The organism is Achromobacter sp. SIMBA_011 (assembly GCF_046535435.1).
Classification (GTDB): Bacteria; Pseudomonadota; Gammaproteobacteria; order Burkholderiales; family Burkholderiaceae_B; genus Achromobacter; species Achromobacter dolens.
The window spans coordinates 423,301-444,004 of the sequence record NZ_JAWRWN010000002.1 but is presented as its reverse complement, the minus strand read 5'-3'; the positions used below and the strand labels follow the sequence as shown (position 1 = coordinate 444,004).

19 protein-coding genes are annotated in these 20,704 nt (G+C 69.1%); 9 read left to right on the top strand and 10 right to left on the bottom strand.

Annotation, left to right across the window (positions count from 1 at the left end; translation table 11 throughout):
* Positions 1-7 precede the first annotated feature (7 nt).
* On the top strand, positions 8-808 hold the full coding sequence (gene hpaI / locus SB816_RS09295) for a 4-hydroxy-2-oxoheptanedioate aldolase (protein WP_064524707.1): 801 nt from the start codon (positions 8-10) through the stop codon (positions 806-808).
* Positions 809-978: 170 nt separating this feature from the next.
* Here the strand turns inward: hpaI and SB816_RS09290 are convergent, their stop codons facing one another.
* Both SB816_RS09290 and alr read right to left on the bottom strand, forming a co-directional pair.
* Complete coding sequence (locus SB816_RS09290) at positions 979-1,698, bottom strand: SDR family oxidoreductase (protein WP_020928472.1); 720 nt, start codon at positions 1,696-1,698, stop codon at positions 979-981.
* 220 nt (positions 1,699-1,918) lie between these two features.
* Complete coding sequence (gene alr / locus SB816_RS09285; RefSeq protein WP_410546838.1) at positions 1,919-3,046, bottom strand: alanine racemase; 1,128 nt, start codon at positions 3,044-3,046, stop codon at positions 1,919-1,921.
* Between the two features lie 135 nt (positions 3,047-3,181).
* On the opposite strand from alr, the gene hpnC reads away from it, so the two are divergent.
* The 3 genes from hpnC to hpnE are packed head-to-tail and all read left to right on the top strand — an operon-like array spanning position 3,182 to position 6,217.
* Positions 3,182-4,012, top strand: coding sequence for a squalene synthase HpnC (gene hpnC / locus SB816_RS09280; RefSeq protein ID WP_054502049.1), 831 nt, complete (start codon positions 3,182-3,184; stop codon positions 4,010-4,012).
* A gap of 19 nt (positions 4,013-4,031) precedes the next feature.
* Positions 4,032-4,895, top strand: coding sequence for a presqualene diphosphate synthase HpnD (gene hpnD, locus SB816_RS09275; protein ID WP_175146353.1), 864 nt, complete (start codon positions 4,032-4,034; stop codon positions 4,893-4,895).
* Positions 4,892-6,217, top strand: a complete 1,326-nt coding sequence (gene hpnE, locus SB816_RS09270; RefSeq protein WP_144654855.1) for a hydroxysqualene dehydroxylase HpnE — start codon at positions 4,892-4,894, stop codon at positions 6,215-6,217. Before hpnD ends, hpnE begins: the two co-directional genes overlap by 4 nt.
* A gap of 60 nt (positions 6,218-6,277) precedes the next feature.
* On the opposite strand, the gene SB816_RS09265 is transcribed toward hpnE, so the two are convergent.
* The 4 genes from SB816_RS09265 to SB816_RS09250 all read right to left on the bottom strand — a co-directional run bounded on the left by SB816_RS09265 (position 6,278) and on the right by SB816_RS09250 (position 9,815).
* The gene (locus SB816_RS09265) at positions 6,278-6,670 is read right to left on the bottom strand and encodes a CrcB family protein (RefSeq protein WP_064528463.1); all 393 of its coding nucleotides are present in this window, start codon (positions 6,668-6,670) and stop codon (positions 6,278-6,280) included.
* Positions 6,671-6,674: 4 nt separating this feature from the next.
* Complete coding sequence (locus SB816_RS09260) at positions 6,675-7,229, bottom strand: HdeD family acid-resistance protein (RefSeq protein ID WP_049073064.1); 555 nt, start codon at positions 7,227-7,229, stop codon at positions 6,675-6,677.
* Between the two features lie 127 nt (positions 7,230-7,356).
* Positions 7,357-8,316 carry a tripartite tricarboxylate transporter substrate binding protein BugE gene (locus tag SB816_RS09255; RefSeq protein ID WP_410546837.1) on the bottom strand — a complete coding sequence of 320 codons (960 nt, stop codon included), beginning with the start codon at positions 8,314-8,316 and terminating at the stop codon, positions 7,357-7,359.
* A gap of 32 nt (positions 8,317-8,348) precedes the next feature.
* The gene (locus tag SB816_RS09250; protein WP_410546836.1) at positions 8,349-9,815 is read right to left on the bottom strand and encodes an N-acyl-D-glutamate deacylase; all 1,467 of its coding nucleotides are present in this window, start codon (positions 9,813-9,815) and stop codon (positions 8,349-8,351) included.
* A 150-nt stretch (positions 9,816-9,965) separates the two neighbouring features.
* On the opposite strand from SB816_RS09250, the gene SB816_RS09245 reads away from it, so the two are divergent.
* Positions 9,966-10,934 carry a LysR family transcriptional regulator gene (locus SB816_RS09245; RefSeq protein ID WP_054502046.1) on the top strand — a complete coding sequence of 323 codons (969 nt, stop codon included), beginning with the start codon at positions 9,966-9,968 and terminating at the stop codon, positions 10,932-10,934.
* A gap of 69 nt (positions 10,935-11,003) precedes the next feature.
* Here the strand turns inward: SB816_RS09245 and SB816_RS09240 are convergent, their stop codons facing one another.
* Genes SB816_RS09240 through SB816_RS09230 form a run of 3 tightly spaced genes read right to left on the bottom strand, consistent with a single transcriptional unit; the run spans position 11,004 to position 13,555 of the window.
* Positions 11,004-11,447, bottom strand: a complete 444-nt coding sequence (locus tag SB816_RS09240) for an SRPBCC family protein (protein WP_064528455.1) — start codon at positions 11,445-11,447, stop codon at positions 11,004-11,006.
* A 54-nt stretch (positions 11,448-11,501) separates the two neighbouring features.
* Positions 11,502-12,332 (bottom strand): phosphoenolpyruvate hydrolase family protein, encoded by an 831-nt coding sequence (locus SB816_RS09235; RefSeq protein WP_026384442.1) that lies wholly within the window; start codon positions 12,330-12,332, stop codon positions 11,502-11,504.
* 11 nt (positions 12,333-12,343) lie between these two features.
* A complete protein-coding gene (locus SB816_RS09230) occupies positions 12,344-13,555 on the bottom strand; it encodes a Tm-1-like ATP-binding domain-containing protein (RefSeq protein ID WP_054502045.1) in 1,212 nt (403 codons plus the stop codon).
* 160 nt (positions 13,556-13,715) lie between these two features.
* Here SB816_RS09230 and SB816_RS09225 point away from each other — a divergent pair, with 160 nt between their 5' ends.
* From SB816_RS09225 to SB816_RS09210, 4 genes are all read left to right on the top strand, one after another.
* Positions 13,716-14,363 (top strand): TetR/AcrR family transcriptional regulator, encoded by a 648-nt coding sequence (locus tag SB816_RS09225; RefSeq protein WP_064528465.1) that lies wholly within the window; start codon positions 13,716-13,718, stop codon positions 14,361-14,363.
* Positions 14,364-14,457: 94 nt separating this feature from the next.
* Positions 14,458-16,095 carry an S-layer protein gene (locus tag SB816_RS09220; RefSeq protein ID WP_410546835.1) on the top strand — a complete coding sequence of 546 codons (1,638 nt, stop codon included), beginning with the start codon at positions 14,458-14,460 and terminating at the stop codon, positions 16,093-16,095.
* A gap of 172 nt (positions 16,096-16,267) precedes the next feature.
* Positions 16,268-17,458 carry an FAD/NAD(P)-binding oxidoreductase gene (locus tag SB816_RS09215; protein WP_144654851.1) on the top strand — a complete coding sequence of 397 codons (1,191 nt, stop codon included), beginning with the start codon at positions 16,268-16,270 and terminating at the stop codon, positions 17,456-17,458.
* Positions 17,455-17,895, top strand: coding sequence for a DUF1641 domain-containing protein (locus SB816_RS09210; RefSeq protein WP_144654850.1), 441 nt, complete (start codon positions 17,455-17,457; stop codon positions 17,893-17,895). Before SB816_RS09215 ends, SB816_RS09210 begins: the two co-directional genes overlap by 4 nt.
* Positions 17,896-18,006: 111 nt before the next feature.
* Here the strand turns inward: SB816_RS09210 and clpB are convergent, their stop codons facing one another.
* Positions 18,007-20,613, bottom strand: coding sequence for an ATP-dependent chaperone ClpB (clpB, locus tag SB816_RS09205; protein ID WP_049073056.1), 2,607 nt, complete (start codon positions 20,611-20,613; stop codon positions 18,007-18,009).
* Positions 20,614-20,704 lie beyond the last annotated feature (91 nt).

The following is a 20,704-nucleotide window of genomic DNA, read 5'->3' as shown; positions in this document are numbered from 1 at the left end:
GCGGCCCATGGATATCCTGACCAATCAGTTCAAACGCGCGCTGCGCGCCGGCACGCCCCAGATCGGCCTGTGGGCCGGCCTGGCCAGCGCCTACACCTCCGAGATCATCGCCGGCGCCGGCTTCGACTGGCTGCTGATCGACGGCGAGCACGCCCCCAACACGCTGCAAACCACGCTGGCGCAACTGCAATCGGTGGCCGCCTATCCGGTGGCGCCGGTGGTACGCCCGGCCTGGAACGATCCCGTGCAGATCAAGCAGATCCTCGACACCGGCGCGCAGACGCTGCTGGTGCCGATGGTGCAGTCGGCCGAAGAGGCCGCCGCCGCCGTGGCCGCGGTGCGCTATCCGCCCGCCGGCATCCGTGGCGTGGGCAGCGCGCTGGCGCGTTCGTCGCGCTGGAACCGCATCCCCGACTACCTGGAGCGCGCCAACGACGAGATGTGCGTGCTGGTGCAGATCGAGACGCCGCGCGGGGTGGAGGCGCTGGAGGCCATCCTGGCGGTGGACGGCGTGGACGGCGCCTTCATCGGCCCGGCCGACCTGTCGGCCAGCATGGGCTACCTGGGCCAGCCCGAGCATCCCGAAGTCACCCGCACCATCGACGCGGCCATCGGCCGCATCGTCAAGTCGGGCAAGGCCGCCGGCATCCTGCACAGCGGCGTGGCGCAGGCCAGGCACTACCTGTCGCTGGGCGCGACCTTCGTGGCGGTGGGCGTGGACGCAGTGCTGCTGGCGCGCGCTGCCGAGAAGCTGGCCGGCGAGTTCAAGGACGTCAAGCCGGCCGCCAAGGCCGGCGGACCGTACTGAGCCGGACCGCAAACGGAAAAAACCCCACGCTCCGCCGCTACGCGGGTCGCCGCCCCTGCGGGGGCGCGCTTTTGCCTTTGAGGGCGGCCCGGCGGCAAAAAAGGCGCCCGTGGGGCGCCTTCTTTATCCCGTGCCACGGGCGGCGTGCCGGCCGTGGGGCGGGCGGGCGATCAGGAGCGGCCGCCCAGGCTGCCGCCGCCGTCCACGCCCAGCACCTGGCCGGTGATGAAGCCGGCGTCGTCCGACAGCAGGAAGGCGATGGCGGCGGCCACTTCGGCCGGCGTGCCCAGGCGCTTCATCGGCACCGAGGCCAGCGCGCGCTTTTCGCCTTCGCTGCCCGCCGGACGGGTGGCGCGGAACATTTCGGTTTCAATGGGGCCCGGCGCCACCGCGTTGGCGGTCACGCCGTATTCGGCCAGTTCCAGCGCCCACGTGCGGGTGCAGCCGACCAGCGCGCTCTTGGCGGCCGAATAGGCGGTGCGTTCCAGGCCGCCGTGGATGGCGCGGCTGCAGACGTTGACGATACGGCCGGCGCGGCGCGCTTTCATCGATTCGATGAAGGCCTGCGTCACCTGCACGGCGACGCGCACATTCAGGTCCAGCACGTTGTAGAGGGTGGCCAGATCGATCTCGCCCAGCGGCTGGGGCGAGGCGATGCCGACGTTGTTGACCACGGCATCGACCGGGAATTTCTCGCGGATCTCGCGCAGCACTTCCTCGGTGCGGCCGGCGTCGGCCAGGTCACAGGCATAGAGGTAGCCGGGAAAGTCCACATCGCCGGTATTGCGCGCGATACCGACCACATGACAACCCATGTCGGACAGCCGCTGAGTAAGGGCCCAGCCTATGCCTTTGGTGGCGCCCGTGATGAGCACGCATTTGTCCTTCATGGATCGAAACCTCGTCGTTCGTTACTGGGGCGAAAACGGGCGCTTGGGCGCCCGGTTTTCAAGTAGACACCATCCGGCGATGCCTGTCTTGTAAATTGCGTAGCAATTCTTGCATGCCGGACACCTGCCGCCGTGGGCGGAAGTACCCGGTGAAAACGGACGCCGTCAGGCTTGCGACAGGCAAGAGTCGGAAAAGTGCCCGGGGTTGGTCAAAAAGGAATCAGGCGTCCCGGGTGACCGGCACGCGCGGCGCCAAGGCGCAAAGGAGCTCGTAGCCGATGGTGCCGGCCGCCAGCGCGACTTCGTCCACCGACGGCCCCTCCTCGCCCCACAGCGACACCGGGGCGCCGACGCCGGCGGCCGGAATCGGGTCCAGGTCGACGATCAGCATGTCCATCGACACCCGCCCGACCAGCCGGGTACGGACGCCGGCCACGACCACCGGGGTGCCGGTGGCGGCATGGCGCGGATAGCCGTCGGCGTAGCCGCAGGCCACGATGCCGACGCGCATGGGGCGGTCGGCGCGGAACAGCGCGCCGTAGCCGACCGAGTCGCCGGCCTTCAATTCCTGCACCGCGATGATCTCGGAGCGCAACGACATGGCTGGGTTGAGCCCGAAGGCGGCGGCCTCGGCGTCGGCGAAGGGCGAGGCGCCATACAGGCAGATGCCGGGACGGACCCAGTGCGCCTGGCTCTCGGAACCGACGGCGACCTCGGCGAAGCGCAGGGTGGCCGCCGAATTGCAGACGCTGACAGGCCCGGTCATCTTATGCGTCACCGAATTGAACACGGCCAGTTGCTCGGTGATGCCCTGGGGGCCGTCGGCGCAGGCGAAATGGGTCATCTTGCCGATCGAGCCGATCACGCCCTGCTGTTGCAGCAGCAGCGCGCGCTCGTGGGCGGCGGGATAGGCCGCGGGCGAAAAGCCCAGCCGGTTCATGCCGCTGTTGAGCTTGAGCATGACGTCCACGCGGCGCGACAGTCGGGCGCGCGCCAGCATGTCGAGCTGTTCGCGCTGATGCACGGTGATGCTCAGGTGGTAGCGGTCGACGATCTCGAGATCGGACGGATTGAAGAAGCCTTCGAGCAGCAGGATCGGACCGCCCCAGCCGGCCTCGCGGCAGCGCACGGCCTCGTCCAGGTCCAGCATGGCCAGCCCTTGCGCCTTGGAAAAACCGGCGACGGCCTGTTCGATGCCATGGCCGTAGGCGTTGGCCTTGATCACTGCCCAGATCGACGGCGGCACGCCGCCGGCCGCGGCGGCGGTCTGGTCGAGGTGGCTGCGCACGGCGGCCAGGTTGTGGGCCAGGGCGGAAACGGAAACGGTGGCTGAAATTGGGCGGGGCATGGTATGAGATCCTGTGGCGCTTAAGTCTAACTGATCGGCGTGTCGGCGGCGCGGGGCCGCGGCGCCGCACGTACTCTAAAATGACCGGGATCCGGCCCGCGCGGCCAGACCGCAGTCAGAAAGCAGGACCAGACCATGCCCATCGATCACTACGAGAATTTTCCCGTCGCCTCGCTGCTGCTGCCGCGCAGGCTGCGCGGCGCCGTGACCGATCTGTACCGGTTTGCCCGGGCGGCGGACGACATCGCCGACGAAGGCAGCGCCAGCGACGACGAGCGGCTGGCCCAACTGGCGGCCTTCCGCGCCGAACTGCACCGCATCGGCGCCGAACCGGGCGCCGTGCCCGCGCCCGGCGCGCCTCAACTGGCCGGCATTTTCGTGCCGCTGGCGGCCACCATCGCCCGCCACCAGTTGCCCATCACGCCGTTCTACGACCTGCTGTCGGCCTTCGAACAGGACATCAGCGTCAAGCGCTACGAGGACTACCCCACGCTGGCCGATTACTGCACCCGCTCGGCCAATCCGGTCGGGCGGCTGATGCTGCATCTGTTCGATGCCGCCGAACCCCACAACGTGGAACAGTCGGACGCCATCTGCACCGGGCTGCAACTGGTGAACTTCTGGCAGGACGTGCGGGTCGACTGGCACAAGCACCGCGTCTACCTGCCGCAGGAAGACCTGGACCGCTTCGGCGTCTCGGAAGAGGACCTGGCGGCCTGCCGCCTGACCCCGGGCTGGCGCGCGCTGATGGCATTCCAGGTGGAACGCACCCGCGCGCTGCTACACTTCGGCGCTCCGCTGGCGCGCCGCCTGCCGGGCCGAATCGGCCTGGAACTGCGCCTGGTGGTGCAAGGCGGGCTGCGCGTGCTGGAGCGGATCGAGGCGAGCGGCTACGATGTATTCATGAACCGACCCGAATTGGGCGCCAAGGACTGGGCCATCATGCTCTGGCGCTCCATCAAGTAAGCAAACGGCCCTGCCAACTATGACCCCTGACGAGTACTGCCAGGAGAAAGCCGCCAAAAGCGGTTCCAGCTTCTACTATTCCTTCCTGTTCCTGCCGCCCGAGCGGCGGCGCGCCATCACGGCGCTGTACGCCTATTGCCGCGAAGTCGACGACGTGGTCGACGAATGCACCGACCCGTCGCTGGCGCGCATCAAGCTGGCCTGGTGGCGCACGCAGGTCGACCAGATGTTCGACGGCAAGCCCGACCATCCCGTGACCCGCGCGCTGCAGCCGCACCTGCAGAGCTGTTCGATCACCCGCGAGCGCCTGCTGGCCGTGGTCGACGGCATGGAAATGGACCTGGACCAGACCCGCTACCTGGACTGGCCCGGCCTGCGCAAGTATTGCTGGCATGCCGCCGGCGTGGTCGGCGAATTGTCGGCCGGCGTCTTCGGCTACTCCGATCCGGCCACGCTGGTGTACGCCGAGAAGCTCGGCCTGGCGTTCCAGATGACCAACATCATCCGCGACGTGGGCGACGACGCCCGCCGCGGCCGCATCTACATCCCGGTCAACGACATGCAGCAGTTCGAGGTCAAGGCCTCGGACATCCTGAATGGCGAGTATTCCGAACGCTTCTCGGCCCTGATGAAGTTCCAGGCCGAGCGCGCGCGCGAGTTGTACCGCGAGGCGATGCGCAGCCTGCCCGAAGCCGACCGGCGCGCGCAGCGTCCCGGCCTGATGATGGCGGCGATCTATCACGCGCTGCTCGACGAGATCGAGCGCGACAACTGGCAGGTGCTGCATCAGCGCATCTCGCTGACGCCGCTGCGCAAGCTGTGGCTGGCGTGGAAGACCTGGGTAGGCGGCGGGCGCGGACTGGTCCGCCGGTTGGCACGGTGAAGGCGGCGGTCATCGGCGCCGGCTGGGCGGGCCTGGCGGCCAGCGTCGCCCTGCGCGAAGCCGGCGCCAAGGTCACCGTGTTCGAAGCCGGCCACACGCCCGGCGGCCGCGCCCGGCGCGTGTTCCACGATGGCTTCGAATCGCCGCTGGACAACGGCCAGCACCTGCTGTCAGGCGCCTACACGCACACGCTGGCGCTGATGCGCCGGGTTGGCCGCAACCCCGATGCCCTGTTGATGCGCCGATCGCTGCGGCTGGCGAGCCTGGACGGCCGCTTCCGGCTGTCGGCGCCGCGCCTGCCCGCGCCGCTGCACATGGCGGTGGCGATCCTGGGCGCGCGCGGCCTGTCGTGGGCCGACCGCTTTGCCACGCTGCGCCTGATGCGCGGCCTGCGAGCCATGTCCTGGACGCCGCCGCGCGACTGGACCGTGTTGCAGCTCCTGCACTATCACGCGCAGTCCGACACCCTGATCCGCCAGGTCTGGGAACCGCTGTGCCTGGCCGCGCTGAATACCCCCGTGGCCAGCGCCAGCGCCGGGTTGTTCGCCCGCGTGCTGCGCGACAGCCTGGCCGGCCGCCGCGAAGACAGCGACCTGCTGCTGCCCTGCACCGACCTGTCGGCGCTGTGGCCGGACGCCGCCGCGCGCCAGGTCACCATGCGCTACGGCAGCACGGTGCGCCAGTTGCGGCCGGCGGAGGACGGCATCGACATCAACCAGGAACGCTTCGACGCCGCCGTGCTGGCGGTGCCGCCGGCGTTCGCCGCGCGCCTGCTGGACGCGCCGCTGCGGGCGGCCGGCGCCACCGGGCTGCTGGACGCGCTGCGCGCCTTCGACTATCTGCCGATCGCCACGCTCAACCTGCGGCTGGCCGGCCCCTGGCGCCTGCCCGAGCCCATGATGATGCTGCGCGAAGAGCCGGCCCGTGGCCACGTCGGCCAATGGCTGTTCGACCGCGCGCAACTGGCCGGCGATGCCCTGGCCGGCGAACTGGCGGTGGTGGCGAGCGCCGCCACCAGCCTGGCCGACCGCAACCGCCAGCAGGCCATCGAGGCCCTGATCGACCAGGTGGCCGAACAGGCCGCCGCCCATCCGCAACGGCTGCCGCCGATGCCGGAAGTCGCGGCGGCGGAATTGTTCATCGAAAAACGCGCCACCTTCGCGGCGGTGCCGGGTCTGACGCGGCCCTTGAACAGCACGCCGTGGCCGACGCTGGCGCTGGCCGGCGACTGGACCGATACCGGCTATCCCGGCGTGCTGGAAGGCGCGGTGCGCAGCGGCCTGGAAGCGGCGCGGGTGCTGAATCCGCGGGCCGGCGACTGAAGCGTCGCCAAGGCGCCACGCAACCGCATGGCGGCCCGGCGCCGCCGCAACGCGGGCGCCTCAGCGCAACAGGCTGGCCGTTGCCAGGCCCAACCCCGTCAGCAGCAGGGATCCGAGCAAACTGAAGCCGGCGTAGCCGAGCGCGCCGCCGTACGCGCCGCGCTCGAGCATCGCCACGGTTTCGGCCGAGAATGTCGAGAAGGTGGTCAGACCGCCCATGAAGCCGGTGATGGCCCCCAGCCGCACCCAGGCCGGCCATTCGGGATGGCCCGCCACCAGCGCCAGCACCAGCCCCACCAGGTAGCCCCCGGCCAGGTTGACCGCGAGCGTGCCCCAGGGCCACGACTCGGTGTTGAGCCACAGGCTGACGAGCCAGCGGGCCCAGGCGCCGAACATGGCGCCCAGGCCCACGGCCAGGAAGTTCAGGGGAATCAGGGTCTGGTAGGCGGACATGGACTCAGGGCGCGCGGTGCTGCTTGAGGCGCAAGGAAAAGACCAGCAGCAGTATGCCAAAGAACACGGCATAGATACCGATGACCCACACCAGCGCCAGCGCGCCGGCCCCCGGCTGCATCACCAGCATCGCGCCGAACAGGACCGACACCAATCCGGACAGCCCCAGGAACCATTCGTTGCGGATTTCCTTGCGGAAACGGATCGCGGCAATGATCTGGAACACGCCGGCCACCAGCGCCCAGATGGCGATGATGTAGAGCAGGATCAGCGCCGTCAGCCCCGGCCACAGGAAAGTGACGATGCCGGCCGCCACGCCCAGCAGGCCGACGATGATCAATGCCCACAGCGGCTTGCCGTGGTCGCGGATGCGGATGCCGGCGATCAGCGCCAGCACGCCATCGGCCAGCGCGAACGCGCCCCACACCAGCACCAGCGCCGACAAGGTGATCGCCGGCATGAACACGGCCATCAGGCCGAACAGAATGGCGACGACGCCGCGCAACGCCACCCAACCCCAATGACGACCGATCTGATCCACGACTTGCGATTCAAGCATGACGACCTCCGGTAACACGTAACGGGTGACCTATCTTATTTGAATTTCCCCGCCCGTGGACCGCCTGGCCGCCGAGACCCGGCTGGCCGGAAAGACCGAGCCAGCCGGAGACGGGCGGCTCCCCACCTTACTGCAGCTTGATCTGCGCGCGCTCGATCACCGATTTCCACCGGTCGCGCTCGGCGCGGATCTGCTCACCGAACTCGGCCGGTGAATTGCCCAGCGGGAAGGCGCCCGTCTCTTCCATCTTGGCGGCGGTGGCGGGGTCGCGCACCGCCTTCGCGAAGGCCTGCGCCAGCTTGTCGCGCACGTCGGCCGGCATGCCCGCCGGCCCCACCACGCCGTACCAGGCCGTGACGTCGTAGTCCTTGTAGCCCTGCTCCGCGAAGGTCGGCACGTCCGGCAGGCGCGGATTGCGCGCGGTCCCGGTGATGGCCAGCGCGCGCAGGTGGTTGCTCTTGATGTAGGGCAGCGACGACGGGAAGTTGTCGAAGATCACGGGCACCACGCCGCCCACCGTGTCGGTCAGGGCCGGCGCCGAGCCGCGGTACGAGATGCTGTTCATCTTGCCGCCGGTGATCTGCAGGAACCAGATCATGCCCAGGTCGTTGACACCGCCGGCGCCTGCGTTGGCGTAGCCGTCCTTGCCGGGATTGGCGCGCACGTGCGACACGAATTCCGCCAGCGTCCTGGCCGGATACTGCGGGTTGACGCTGAGGATGTTGGGGCTGGTCACCAGGTTGCTGATGGGCGTGAAGTCCTTGACCGGGTCATAGGCCAGCTTGGGGAACAGGTGCGGCGCGGTGCCGTGGGTGCTGACGGTCGCCAGCCCCACCGTGTAGCCATCGGGCTTGGCGCGCGCGGTGGCGGCCATGCCGATGGTGCCGGAGGCGCCGGTGCGGTTCTCCACCACGACCTGCTGCCCCAGGATCTCGCCCGCCTTGGCCGCCGCCAGCCGGCCAACGATGTCGGTGGGGCCGCCGGCCGGGAACGGCACGATCAGGGTGATGGGGCGGTCGGGGAATTCGGCGTGGGCGGCCGGCAACAGGGCGGCCAGCGCCAGGGCGACGCAAGTATTGCGGATCATGGGGTTGTCTCCTGTGGGATCGGTTCTGCTCGTTATCGTGAAAATTCCGGCGCGCCCGCGATGCTGGCGTCGCGGCGCAGGATCCTGCCGGGGCGGTGCGACGAGGGGGCTTGCGGGAACACGGCGCAGCCGTTGACCAGCACGTGCTCGATGCCGGCCGAGGCCAGCGTCGGCGCGTCCCAGGTGGCGCGGTCGCACACCGTATCGGCGTCGAACACCACCACGTCGGCCCAGGCGCCCACGGCCAGCCGGCCGCGATCGGCCAGGCCGAACACGCGGGCCGGCAGCGCGGTCATCTTGGCCACGGCGGCCTCCAGCGTCAGCAGCTCGGCCTCGCGCACGTAGCGTCCCAGCACGCGCGTGAAACTGCCCCACAGGCGGGGGTGCGGATGGGCGTCGTTGGGCAGGCCGTCGGAGCCCACCATGCAGCATTCGTGCTGGAAGATGCGGCGCACTTCGTTTTCGTCCATGGCGAAGTAGATCGCGCCCGCCGGGCACAGGCGGCGCGCCGCCGTGACCGGATCGCAGCCCCAGCGCGCGGCGATCTCGGCCAGCGACTGGCCGCCGCATTCGGGATGCGGCGTCGACCAGGTGATGCGGATGTCGTCGATCTGGTCGGCGCGCTCCGGAATCAGGATGGTGGAGCTGCCAGGATACGGATAGATGTCCAGCGCCACATCGACGCCGGCGGCGCGGGCACGGTCGATGTTGGCCAGCGTGGCGGCGCTCTTGCCCCAGTTGGCCGGCATCATGCATTTGTGGTGCGACAGCACCGTGGCGCAGCCGGTGCGGCGACCGATGCCCAGCACCTCGTCGACGGCGGCCTCGACCGCGTCGCCCTCGTTGCGGATGTGGCTGGTGTGCAGCGCGCCGTGCGAGGCCGCGACGCGCGCCAGGCCGTCGAGTTCGGCTTCCTCGGCGACGCCGCCGGGCTGGTAGGCCAGGCCCGTGCTGAACCCCACCGCGCCAGCCTCCAACGCGTCGGCCAGCATGCGCTCCATCGCCCGCTGCTCCTCGGCGCCGGGCTGTGCCGCCGGATCAGGCATCGCGGCCAGGCGCAGGTTGGCGTGGCCCACCAGGGCGGCCACATTGATCATCGGCCGCTGCGCCTCCAGCGCGCCGAAGTACGTGGCCATGTCCGCGAACAGCGGCGAGTCGCCCAGCAGGGCCAACGCCGCGGCGGTATTGCCCGGCAGCGGCGCCGGCGCGCCGCTGATGCCGCAGTTGCCGACCACCACCGACGTGATGCCCTGGCTGGTCTTCCATTCCAGGCCCGGCTTTTCCACGAACATCAGGTCATCGTGGCCATGGGTATCGATGAAGCCGGGCGCAACGATCCTGCCCCCGGCATCCAGGCGCCGGTCCGCTGGCGCTGCCGCCAGGTCGCCGATGGCGGCGATGCGCTCGCCACGGATGCCGACGTCGGCGCGGCGGCGCGGCCCGCCCAGCCCGTCGATCACCCAGCCGCCTTCGATGACCAGATCCAGTTTTTCCTGCATGCAACTTCCGCCTTGATGGGGCCGGCGATGACGCCGGCCGCTTGTGCGGGCCGCCCGCGGACGGCCCTGGTGCTTGATGAAGCCCCTAGTATCGTCGGCCCGATCAATCTGGAAAAATTGTTTTTATTGATCCATCCATCGTGATTTGAAATGAATCGCCTGCCCAAGCACGTCACCCTCAAGCATCTGACCGCGTTCGTCGCGGTGGCGCAGGAATCCAGCTTCACGCATGCGGGCAAGCGACTGTTCCAGACCCAGTCGTCGGTGACCAGCCTGGTGCGCCAGTTGGAAGAGGCGCTGGCCACGCGCCTGTTCGCCCGCACCAGCCGGCGCGTGCTGCTCACGCCGGCGGGCGAGGAGTTCCTGCCGCGCGTGATGCGCCTGCTGGCCGATTTCGATGGCGCGATCGAGGACGTGGTGCGCTTCGGCGCGCTGGAACGCGGCCGCGTCGGCGTGGCGGCCGCGCCCTCGGCCATCACCGAGCTGATCGCGCCGGCGGCGGCGCTGTTCGCGGCGCAATATCCCGCCATCCGCCTCTATCTGAGCGACGACAACTCCGGCCGCATCCAGCGCAAGGTGGCCGCGCGCGAAGTCGATTTCGGCCTGACCAGCCGTTGGGCCGATGCGCCCGGCCTGCAATTCGACGCGCTATTGGAAGACCGCTTCGGCGTGCTGTACCGGCGCGACGACGCCAGCCTGCGCCCGGGCCGCGACGGCGCCATGCGCTGGTCCGACCTGGCGGGCCGCAAGCTGGTGGGGGTGGTGGACGAGACCGGCATCATGGCGCTGCTGCGGGCCCGCGCGGACCTGCCGATCGAAGCCGCCGCGCCCTTCTACGAGGCCTCCAGCACCACTTCCCAGGCAGCGTTGGTGAAGGCCGGCATGGGCGTGGCGCTGCTACCCGCGCTGGCGGCGCAGCGGGTGCTGGAACCGGGATTGGCGTTCGCGCTGCTGGCGCGGCCGACGGTGGTGCGCACGCTGTGCATCATCCGCCACAAGGAACATGCGCTGAGCCCGGCGGCCGAGGCGCTGATCCGCGCCATCCGCGACTACCTGCGCGGCGCGGCGCTGCCGGCCGGCTGCAAGCTGTCGGCGGGCGCGACGCGCCGGCGCGCTTGACGCGGAGCGGCGTCGCCACGGCAACGCCAGCGGGGCACGCGCCCGCCCCGCCGCGACGATACGCGCCGCTCAGGCGCGCAGCTTCGCGTCCAGGGCTGCCAGTCCCGCGGCGAACACGCCCTGGCCCACGGCGGTCGCCACCGCCTGCAGGTCGGCGTCCGCCTCGACCCGGAAATCGGCCCACCATTCCACCAGCGTCGTGCCGCTCTCGGTGATGGCGCGCAGGTTGATGCCGGCGACGTAGTCACGCATCGGCAGATCGGTCTCGATGATGGAATAGCGCAGCGCGGTGCCCGGGTCGTCCAGCATCAGCAACTGCTCGCGCACGAAGCCCGAAGGCTTGAGCGACAGGTAGCGCACCGAGCCGATGGCGTCGTGGCGGCCGCCCTCTTCCAGGCGGCTGTGCGCAATGCCGGGATGCCACTCCGCCAGGCCGTTGAAATCACGAAACAGCGGCCAGACCTTGGCCAGCGGCGCCTGGACGATGGCGCTGGTATAGACGGTATGCGGCATGCGGACTCCTGACGGGCGCGCGGCGCCCCGGCGGAAACGGAGGAAGGGGAAATTTCAGAACGTCAGTTGCTTGAACTCGCGGGTGGCGGCGGTCAGCGCCTGCTCGGTGGGCAGGCGCTCCATCGAGCTGGCGCCGTAGAAACCGTGGCAATGCTGGCAATGGCGCAGGATGTGGGCGGCGTCCTCGGGCGTGGCGATGGGGCCGCCGTGGCACAGCACGATCACGTCGGGACGCACGGCCAGGGCGGCCGCCGCGATGCGGTCGATGGCGGCGACGCAGTCATCCAGCGTCAGCGCGGTCTCGGCGCCGATCGAACCGCCGGTGGTCAGGCCCATATGCGCCACGATGATGTCGGCGCCGGCCTGCGTCATGGCCACGGCGTCGTCCTCGTTGAAGACGTACGGCGTGGTCAGCATGCCCTTTTCGTGCGCCAGGCGGATCATGTCCACCTCCAGCGCGTAGCCCATGCCGGTCTCTTCCAGGTTGGCGCGGAAGGTGCCGTCGATCAGGCCCACGGTGGGGAAGTTCTGCACGCCAGCGAAGCCCTGGCGCTTGAGGTCGTCCAGGAACACGTCGAAGTCGCAGAACGGATCGGTGCCGTTGACGCCGGCCAGCACCGGCGTGCGCTTGACCACCGGCAGCACTTCGCGGCCCATGTCGACCACGATCTCATTGGCGTTGCCGTAGGCCAGCAGGCCGGCCAGCGAGCCGCGCCCGGCCATGCGATAGCGGCCCGAGTTGTAGATCACGATCAGGTCGATGCCGCCCGCTTCCTCGCACTTGGCGGACAGTCCGGTCCCGGCGCCGCCGCCCACGATGGGGGTGCGGTCGCGCACCATGGCGCGGAACTTGTCCAGCAGTTGGTTACGGTCAAAGCGCGGCATGGCGGCAATCCTCAATGTTTGGCGATGGCTAGGAACTGCTCGACCGCGGTGCGGGCGAACAGGGGGTCGTTGATGTGGCACGGCACGCGCACCAGGCGCCGGTCTGCGGTCTGCACCAGGCGCGACTCCAGCGCCTCGAACAGCGCGGCGTCGGCCTGCGGATCCCAGAACGCCTGGCCCGGCGCGTCCAGCGCCGAGACGCCGCCTTCCGGGATCAGGAAGCGCACGGGGCCGTCGCAGCGGTTCAGCCGGTCAGCGATCCATTCGCCCTGGCGGCGGTTCTCTTCCGCCGTGGTGCGCATCAGCGTCACCTGCGGGTTGTGGGGATAGAAGGTGCGGCCGCGGTAGCGCTCGGGCACCGAATCCATGGCGCCGAAATTGACCATGTCGAGCGCGCCGCAGGAGCCCACGTAGGGCGCGCGCGTGCGGGCCACGGCGCCAAAGCGGTCCTCGGTGCAGGCCAGCACGCCGCCGAACAGGAAGTCGCAGACCTCGGTGGTGGTCAGGTCCAGCACGCCGGACAGCAGATGGCTGTCGAGCAGCTTTTCCATCGACTGGCCGCCGGTGCCGGTGGCGTGGAACACCAGGCAGTCATAGCGCGATTCGAGCAGCGGCGTGACCTGCTGCACGCAGGCGGTGGTGACGCCGAACATGGTGATGCCGACGGCGGGCCGGCTGTCATCGCCCGCGGCGCTGGCGGCCTGGCGGAAGGCGCCGCCGATGGCGCCGGCGGCATTGGCCAGCACCCGGCGCGAGATGCGGTTCAGGCCGGCCACGTCGGTCACGGAATACATCATGGCGATGTCCGACGGCCCGACATAGGGCGCGACGTTGCCCGACGCCATGGTCGAGACCATCAGCTTGGGCACGCCGATGGGCAGCGCGCGCATGGCCGGGGTGATCAATGCGGTGCCGCCGGAGCCGCCCAGGCCCAGCAAGGCGCCGATGTCGGGGTTGGCGGCGGCATAGTGTTCGAATGCCAACGCCATGGCCGCGATGGCGGTGCCCCGGTCGCCCGTGAACACGGCCTGCTCGCCCTGCGGGTGGCTGCGCGCCACTTCCCGCGCCTGCACTTGCGCCGCGCTGGCCGCGCCGGTGGTGGACACGTCCACCGAGACCACGTCCAGGCCGTCGCGCTTGAGCAGCTCGACCACGTACTCGGCCTCGTGACCCTTGGTGTCGTAGGTAGCGGCCACGAAAACCCGCCGATTCGAATGCGTCATGACTCCTCCGCGGGCGGCTACACTCGGTGCGCGCCTCGATATATGTCCGGGGCTAGAGGCCCTGTAGAATCAAGAAATGAGACGAAAGAATCATACTGAGACACCTGTCTCACGTCAAACCGCGACCACGGCGCGCAAGCCGGCCGCCGCCCCGGCGCGCCTGATCGCGCCCGCCAGCCGCCAGGCGGCCGCCAGCGGCGAACCGCCGCACGGACCGCGCGCGCGCATGCGCAAGATCCTGCTGGACGCCGCGCAGCGCCTGATGGCGCAAGGCATCACCCCGTCGGTGGCCGAGCTGGCCGAGCACGCGCAGGTGTCGCGCGCCACCGCCTACCGCTACTTCCCGAGCCAGAGCGCGCTGATCGCCGCCGTGGTCGACGAGAGCCTCGGGCCGATCCTGGCCTGGGACTCGACCGCGCCCGACGCCGCCACCCGCGTCGACGAACTGCTGCGCTTCGCCTACCCGCGCCTGGCCGCCCACGAGGCGCCGCTGCGCGCGGCCATCCAGGTGTCGCTGCAGCAGCACGCCGAAGCCAGCGCCGGTCGCGCCGGCAATGAACCGCGGCTGGTGCGCGGCCACCGGGTCGACATCCTCAAGCGCGCCATCGCGCCGCTGGCGGACCTGTTGCCGCCGGCGCAACAGGAACGCGTGGCGCAGGCGCTGTCGCTGGTCTACGGCACCGAGGTGTTCCTGGTGCTCAAGGACATATGGGGCCTGGAATTGCCGGCCGTCACCGAGGTCGCCCGCTGGACCGCGCAGGCCATCATCCGCCAGGCGCTGGCCGACGCGACGCAAGCCGCCCGCTAACAGCAAGCTGTCATTCCCACGTCACTCGCGGCCCGCATAGTGCGGGCCTTCGCGGCGCCGCGCCGGTGCGGGCCGCATGACGCTGGAGTATGGAATGCAGTTCGAAGTAACCCGCCTGCGGCGGGCCCTGATGCCGTTGTCGCTGGCTTGCGTAACCTTGCTGAGCGCCTGCGGCGGCAGCGATGACGATGACGACGCGAGCGCGCCGCCGGTCGTGACCGAACCCACGCCGCCGGTGAAGACCGGCGCCTGGAGCGCGGGCGACCTGCACGTGCACACGATCCAGTCCGACGACGCCCAGACCACGCTGGAAAGCGTGCTGGACCAGGCCTTCGACCGCTACCAACTGGACTGGGCCGCGCTTTCGAACCACCTGCGCATGTCCGCGCGCGACAACACCGGTGCCAACATTCCCGGCGGCTCGATCCCGTTCTCGGCGGGCATGGCGCGCTATGAAGTGCCGTTCATCAAGCAGGCGCAGGCGGCGGGCCGCTACGCCGGCAAGATCATCTTCTCGTCGTTCGAGTGGGACATGCCCACGCACGACCACGTCAACATCGGCATCGGCACCCACGACCCGCTGTCCGACAGGTCGCTGCGCGCCGTGGCCGAATTCGAATACCTGTACACCAACAAGGCCGCCAACCTGTTCGACGCGCAACTGGTCGCCGACCTGGCCGGCCAGACGCGCGCGTACACCACGCACGCCGACTCGCTGACGGCCCTGAAGTGGCTGCGCGACAAGCACCCCGACAGCTACATGCTGTTGAACCACCCGTCGCGCTACGCCGGCAAGTACACCATCGGCCAGTTGCGCGAGATGCACGATCTGGCGCCGTCGATCTTCTTCGCCATCGAAGGCATGGTCGGCAACCAGATGGAGCCGGACCGCGGCGGCTATGCCGAGGCCTACACGGCCGACAAGCTGCCCAACCGCACCTACGGCGGCGTCGACTACCTGGTGGCCAAGCTCGGGGGCACCTGGGACGCGCTGCTGGGCGAGGGCCGCCACATCTGGACCGTGGCCGATTCGGACTTCCATTTCCGCATCAACGCCACCGGCCAGTACAGCAGCGGCTACGCGCCGGGCGAATACGCCAAGACCTACGTCTGGAAGGATGGCAAGGACATGGCGGCGGTGGTCGCGGGCCTGAAGAGCGGCCACATGTTCGGCGTCTTCGGCGACCTGATCGACGCGCTCGAATTCCAGGCGCAGGGCGCCTCGGGCGCGGCACAGATGGGCGGCGAACTGACGGCGGCCAAGGGCGAGCAGGTGGAGGTCACCATCCGCTTTCGCAGCCCCGCCAGCAACCACTACGAGTATCCGATCGAAAGCGGCAACCCCACCTACGTCAAGCCGACCGTGCACCATGTCGACCTGATCGTGGGCGATATCGGCGCCCGCGCCGCCGCCGGCACGCCGGCGTACGACAACGCGACCAATCCCAGCACCCGCGTGCTGGGCCGCTACACCAGCAAGGACTGGACCGTGGACAAAGACGGCTACAACGTCATCAAGGTCAAGCTGACCGCCGACAAGAGCCAGTATCTGCGCCTGCGCGGCACCAACCTGGCGCCAGACGTGGCGGGCGAAACCGCCAACGGCGAGCCGTTGCCCGATGCCAAGGTCGATCTGGCCGACAACGCGGCCCGCTTCAACGCCATCAACGCGCGCAATTACAACGACCTGTGGTTCTACTCGAACCCGGTGTTCGTCACCGTCAAACAGTAAGACGGCCTGCGCCGGCGCGGCATTTCGAGCCGCGCCGGCCCGATCCGAGACGCGACCGGCACGGATTCCCTTTTATAAGTCAAAGTTATTTTGTTGACCAACCACCCCTCAATTGCTACATATGAGGGCGCAACTGCACTTGGTTCCTGATTATTCTCATCGGAGGATTTTTATGAGCAAGCGAATTGTTGTCGTGGGAGGCGGGGTCGGCGGCACCATGCTGGCCAACCAACTGGTCCACAAGCTGTACCCCGAAGTGGCGGCCGGCAAGGTCAGCATCATGCTGCTGTCCGATTCGCCGGATCATTACTACAAGCCGGCCTTCATGTACGTGGCGTTCAACCTGTTTTTCCAGGAAGAACTCAAGCGTCCCGAACGTTCCCTGCTGCGGCCCGAGATCGATTTCCGCGTCGACAAGGTGACGCGCTTCGATTTCGATGCCCAGCAACTGCACACCCGCGGCGGCAAGCGCCACGGCTACGACTATCTCGTGATCGCCACCGGCTGCGTGCCCGCGCCGGAGCGCATCGAAGGGCTGCGCGAAGCGGGCGACCATTTCTACCAGTACGAGCCGGCGCGGCAACTGGCCAGCCGCCTCTCCACGATCGAACGCGGCCGCGTGTTCGTCAGCGTCACCTTTCCCAAGACACCGAACGTGCCGCACCAGTGCGGCATCGCGCCGATCGAGACCACGCTGATGCTGGACGACTACCTGCGCCGACGCGGCGTGCGCGACCGTGTGGAGATCATCTACACCTACCCCACCACCTCGCAACTGCTGCGCAACTGCCTGTTCCTGCAAAAGCCCACCTGCGAGGTGCTGCCGGCCATCTTCGAGCAACGCGGCATCCGGTTCCAGCGCGGCTTCACGCTGGCGAAGGTGGACCCCGATCGCCGCATTGCCTACTCGGAGGAAGGCGTCGAGCAGCCGTTCGACATCCTCATGGCCACGCCGCCGATCCGCGCGGTCGACGCAGTGATGGAATCGGGCGTTTCGCAGGCGCCCGACAACGAGGGCTGGCTGCCCACCGATCACGAAACCATGCAGGTCTATGGCCTGCGCAATGTGTACGTGATCGGCGACACCGTGGACCTGCCGGTGAGCAAGGCAGGCGGCTCGTGCCACAACCAGGCGCCCGTCATCGCCAACAACATCGCCGGCGAGATCCGGCTGGGCCATCCCTGCAGCGCCTACGACGGCCGCGTCCAGGCCGTGGCGCAGATGGGCCTGAACGCGGGCATGCCGCTCTGGTACGACTACACCCACGACGTGCGGCCGACGCCGCCGACCAAGCTGGGCGGACTGCTGCGGCATGGTTTCAACCGGGGCCTGTACTGGTCCGTCGCCAGGGGAATGCTATGAACGCACCGCACGACAACAGCCTGTCCAACGCCGGCCAATGCGACGCCCTGCTCGCTGCGCCACCCGCGGCGGCCGGCAACGATGCGCTGGCGCAGCTCGCCGGCAAGCTGCAACCGCTGGCCGACAGCGGCCGGCTGGACAATCTGGTCGACCTGCTGGCGCTGGCGTCCGACCTGGTCGACCTGCTCGATGCCCCCATGGTGGAAAAGCTGGGCGCGCTGTCGGAGCAGGCCACGGGCGCGGCCTGGACCCTGTCCAACGCCTGGCGCGCGGCCCACGCGCAAGGGTTGCAAGAGGCGCGCCCGCCGGGCCTGGGCGGACTGTTCCAGCTCTCGCGCGACGAGGACACGCGGCGCGGGCTGGCGCTGGTGCTGCGGACGCTGCAAGGCCTGGGCCGTCAGGTGGGCGATCAACGGCGGGACTACGCCCCTTCCTGATGCCGTTGGCGGGGCCGCCCGCGCGGCCCCCGTTGTCCAAAACAAAGCCCCGCAAGCGATTGCCTGCGGGGCTTTTGGAGTGCGCGCCCGGGATGGGCGAGGCGACCGGGCTTACTGCAACGTGCGCGTGAACACGAACTTGCCGTCGCGCCAATCCACCGGCACCACGTCGCGCGGACCGAACTGGCCTTCCAGGATCAGCCGGGCGACCGGGTTCTCGATCTGCTGCTGGATGGTGCGCTTGAGCGGACGCGCCCCGAACACCGGATCGAAACCGTCGCGGGCCAGTTCGGCCAGCGCGGGCTCAGTCACTTCCAGCCGCATCTCCTGCTTTTCCAGGCGCTCGGCCAGGCGGCGCAACTGGATGCGGGCGATGGACTCGATGTGCTGCGCTTCCAGTGCGTGGAACACCACCACTTCGTCGATGCGATTCAGGAACTCGGGCCGCAGCGTCTGCTTGAGTTCGCCCCAGACCACTTCCTTGACCACGTCGTACGGCTGGCCGGCCAGCGTCTGGATATGCTGCGAACCGAGGTTCGACGTCATCACGATGACGGTGTTGCGGAAGTCCACCGTGCGGCCCTGGCCATCGGTCAGGCGGCCGTCGTCCAGCACCTGCAGCAGCACGTTGAAGACGTCCGGGTGCGCCTTCTCGACTTCATCGAGCAGCACCACGCTGTACGGCTTGCGGCGCACGGCCTCGGTCAGGTAGCCGCCCTCTTCGTAGCCCACGTATCCGGGCGGCGCGCCGATCAGCCGCGCCACCGAGTGCTTCTCCATGAATTCGCTCATGTCGATGCGGATCATGTGCTCTTCGGAGTCGAACAGGAACTCGGCCAGCGCGCGCGTCAGCTCGGTCTTGCCCACGCCTGTGGGGCCCAGGAACAGGAACGAACCGTACGGGCGCGAGGGATCCGCCAGGCCCGCGCGCGAACGGCGGATGGCATCGGACACCAGGCGCACGGCCTCGTCCTGCCCAACCACGCGCTTGTGCAGGTATTCCTCCATGTGCAGCAGCTTTTCGCGTTCGCCCTGCATCATCTTGGACACCGGGATGCCGGTGGCGCGCGACACGACCTCGGCGATTTCCTCGGCGCCGACACGGGTGCGCAACAGGCGCGGTCGGCCTTCGCCACCCTCGGCCTCCTCGGCTGCCTCGGCGGCGCCCACCTCGGCGGCCTTCAGGCGCGCTTCCAGGTCGGGCAGCTTGCCGTACTGCAGCTCGGCCAGCTTGTCGAACTGGCCCTTGCGTTGCAGCTCCGCCATTTCGGCGCGCACGCTGTCGATCTCTTCCTTGATGGCCTGGGTGCCCTGCACCGCGGCCTTCTCGGCCTTCCAGATTTCCTCGAAGTCGTTGTACTCGCGTTGCAGCTTCTCGAGCTCGTCCTCGATCACGCCCAGGCGGCGCTTGGAGGCGTCGTCGGTTTCCTTCTTGACGGCCTCGCGCTCGATCTTGAGCTGGATGATGCGGCGGTCGAGCTTGTCCATCACTTCCGGCTTGGAATCGATTTCCATGCGGATGCGGGCGCCGGCCTCGTCGATCAGGTCGATCGCCTTGTCGGGCAGGAAGCGGTCGGTGATGTAGCGGTGCGAGAGCTCGGCCGCGGCCACGATGGCCGGGTCGGTAATCTCGACGCCGTGGTGGATCTCATAGCGCTCCTGCAACCCGCGCAGGATGGCGATGGTGGACTCGACATCGGGTTCGTCGACCAGCACCTTCTGGAAGCGGCGCTCGAGCGCGGCGTCCTTTTCGATGTACTTGCGGTATTCGTCCAGCGTGGTGGCGCCGATGCAGTGCAGCTCGCCGCGCGCCAGCGCCGGCTTGAGCATGTTGCCGGCGTCCATCGCGCCCTCGGCCTTGCCGGCGCCGACCATGGTGTGCAGCTCGTCGATGAAGACGATGTTGCTGCCGTCGTCCTGCGACAGTTCCTTGAGCACGGCCTTCAGGCGCTCTTCGAATTCGCCGCGGAACTTGGCGCCGGCCAGCAGCGCGGCCAGGTCGAGCGACAGCACGCGCTTGCCGCGCAGGGTCTCGGGCACTTCGTCGTTGACGATGCGCTGCGCCAGGCCTTCGACGATGGCGGTCTTGCCCACGCCGGGCTCGCCGATCAGGACCGGGTTGTTCTTGGTGCGGCGCTGCAGAATCTGGATGGTGCGGCGGATTTCGTCGTCGCGGCCGATGACCGGGTCGAGCTTGCCCTGGCGGGCGCGCTCGGTCAGGTCGAGGGTGTACTTGGACAGCGCCTCACGGTTGGATTCGCCTTCGGCGCCGGAGACGTTCTCGCCGCCGCGCACGGCGTCGATGGCGGCCTCCAGGGCCTTTTTCTGCAGGCCCGCGTCGCGCAGGATGCGGCCGGCCTCGCCCTTGTCGTCGGCCAGGGCCAGCAGGAACAGTTCGCTGGCGATGTAGGTGTCGCCGCGGCGCGCGGCTTCCTTGTCGGTGCGGGTCAGCACGCCCTGCAGGTCGCGGCCGACCTGGACGTTGTCATCGCCCTGCACCTGGGGCAGCGCCTTGAGCGCGGCGTCCAGGGCCGGCTGCAGCCGGTTGACGGCCACGCCGGCGCGCGCCAGCAGGCTGCCGGCCCCGCTGTCCGGGTCGGACAGCAGCGCCGCCAGCACGTGGACGGGCTCGATGTAGGGGTGATCGTTGCGGGCGGCCAGACTCTGAGCGTCGGCCAGGGCTTGCTGGAACTTGGTGGTCAGTTTGTCGAATCGCATAATGGTCGTTGGTGGCTTGTTGGTGAGCCTGACCGATACGCGCCGGCGGGCTCGATGACCTGAATATGCGGCCGGATGCGAGAATTTCAAT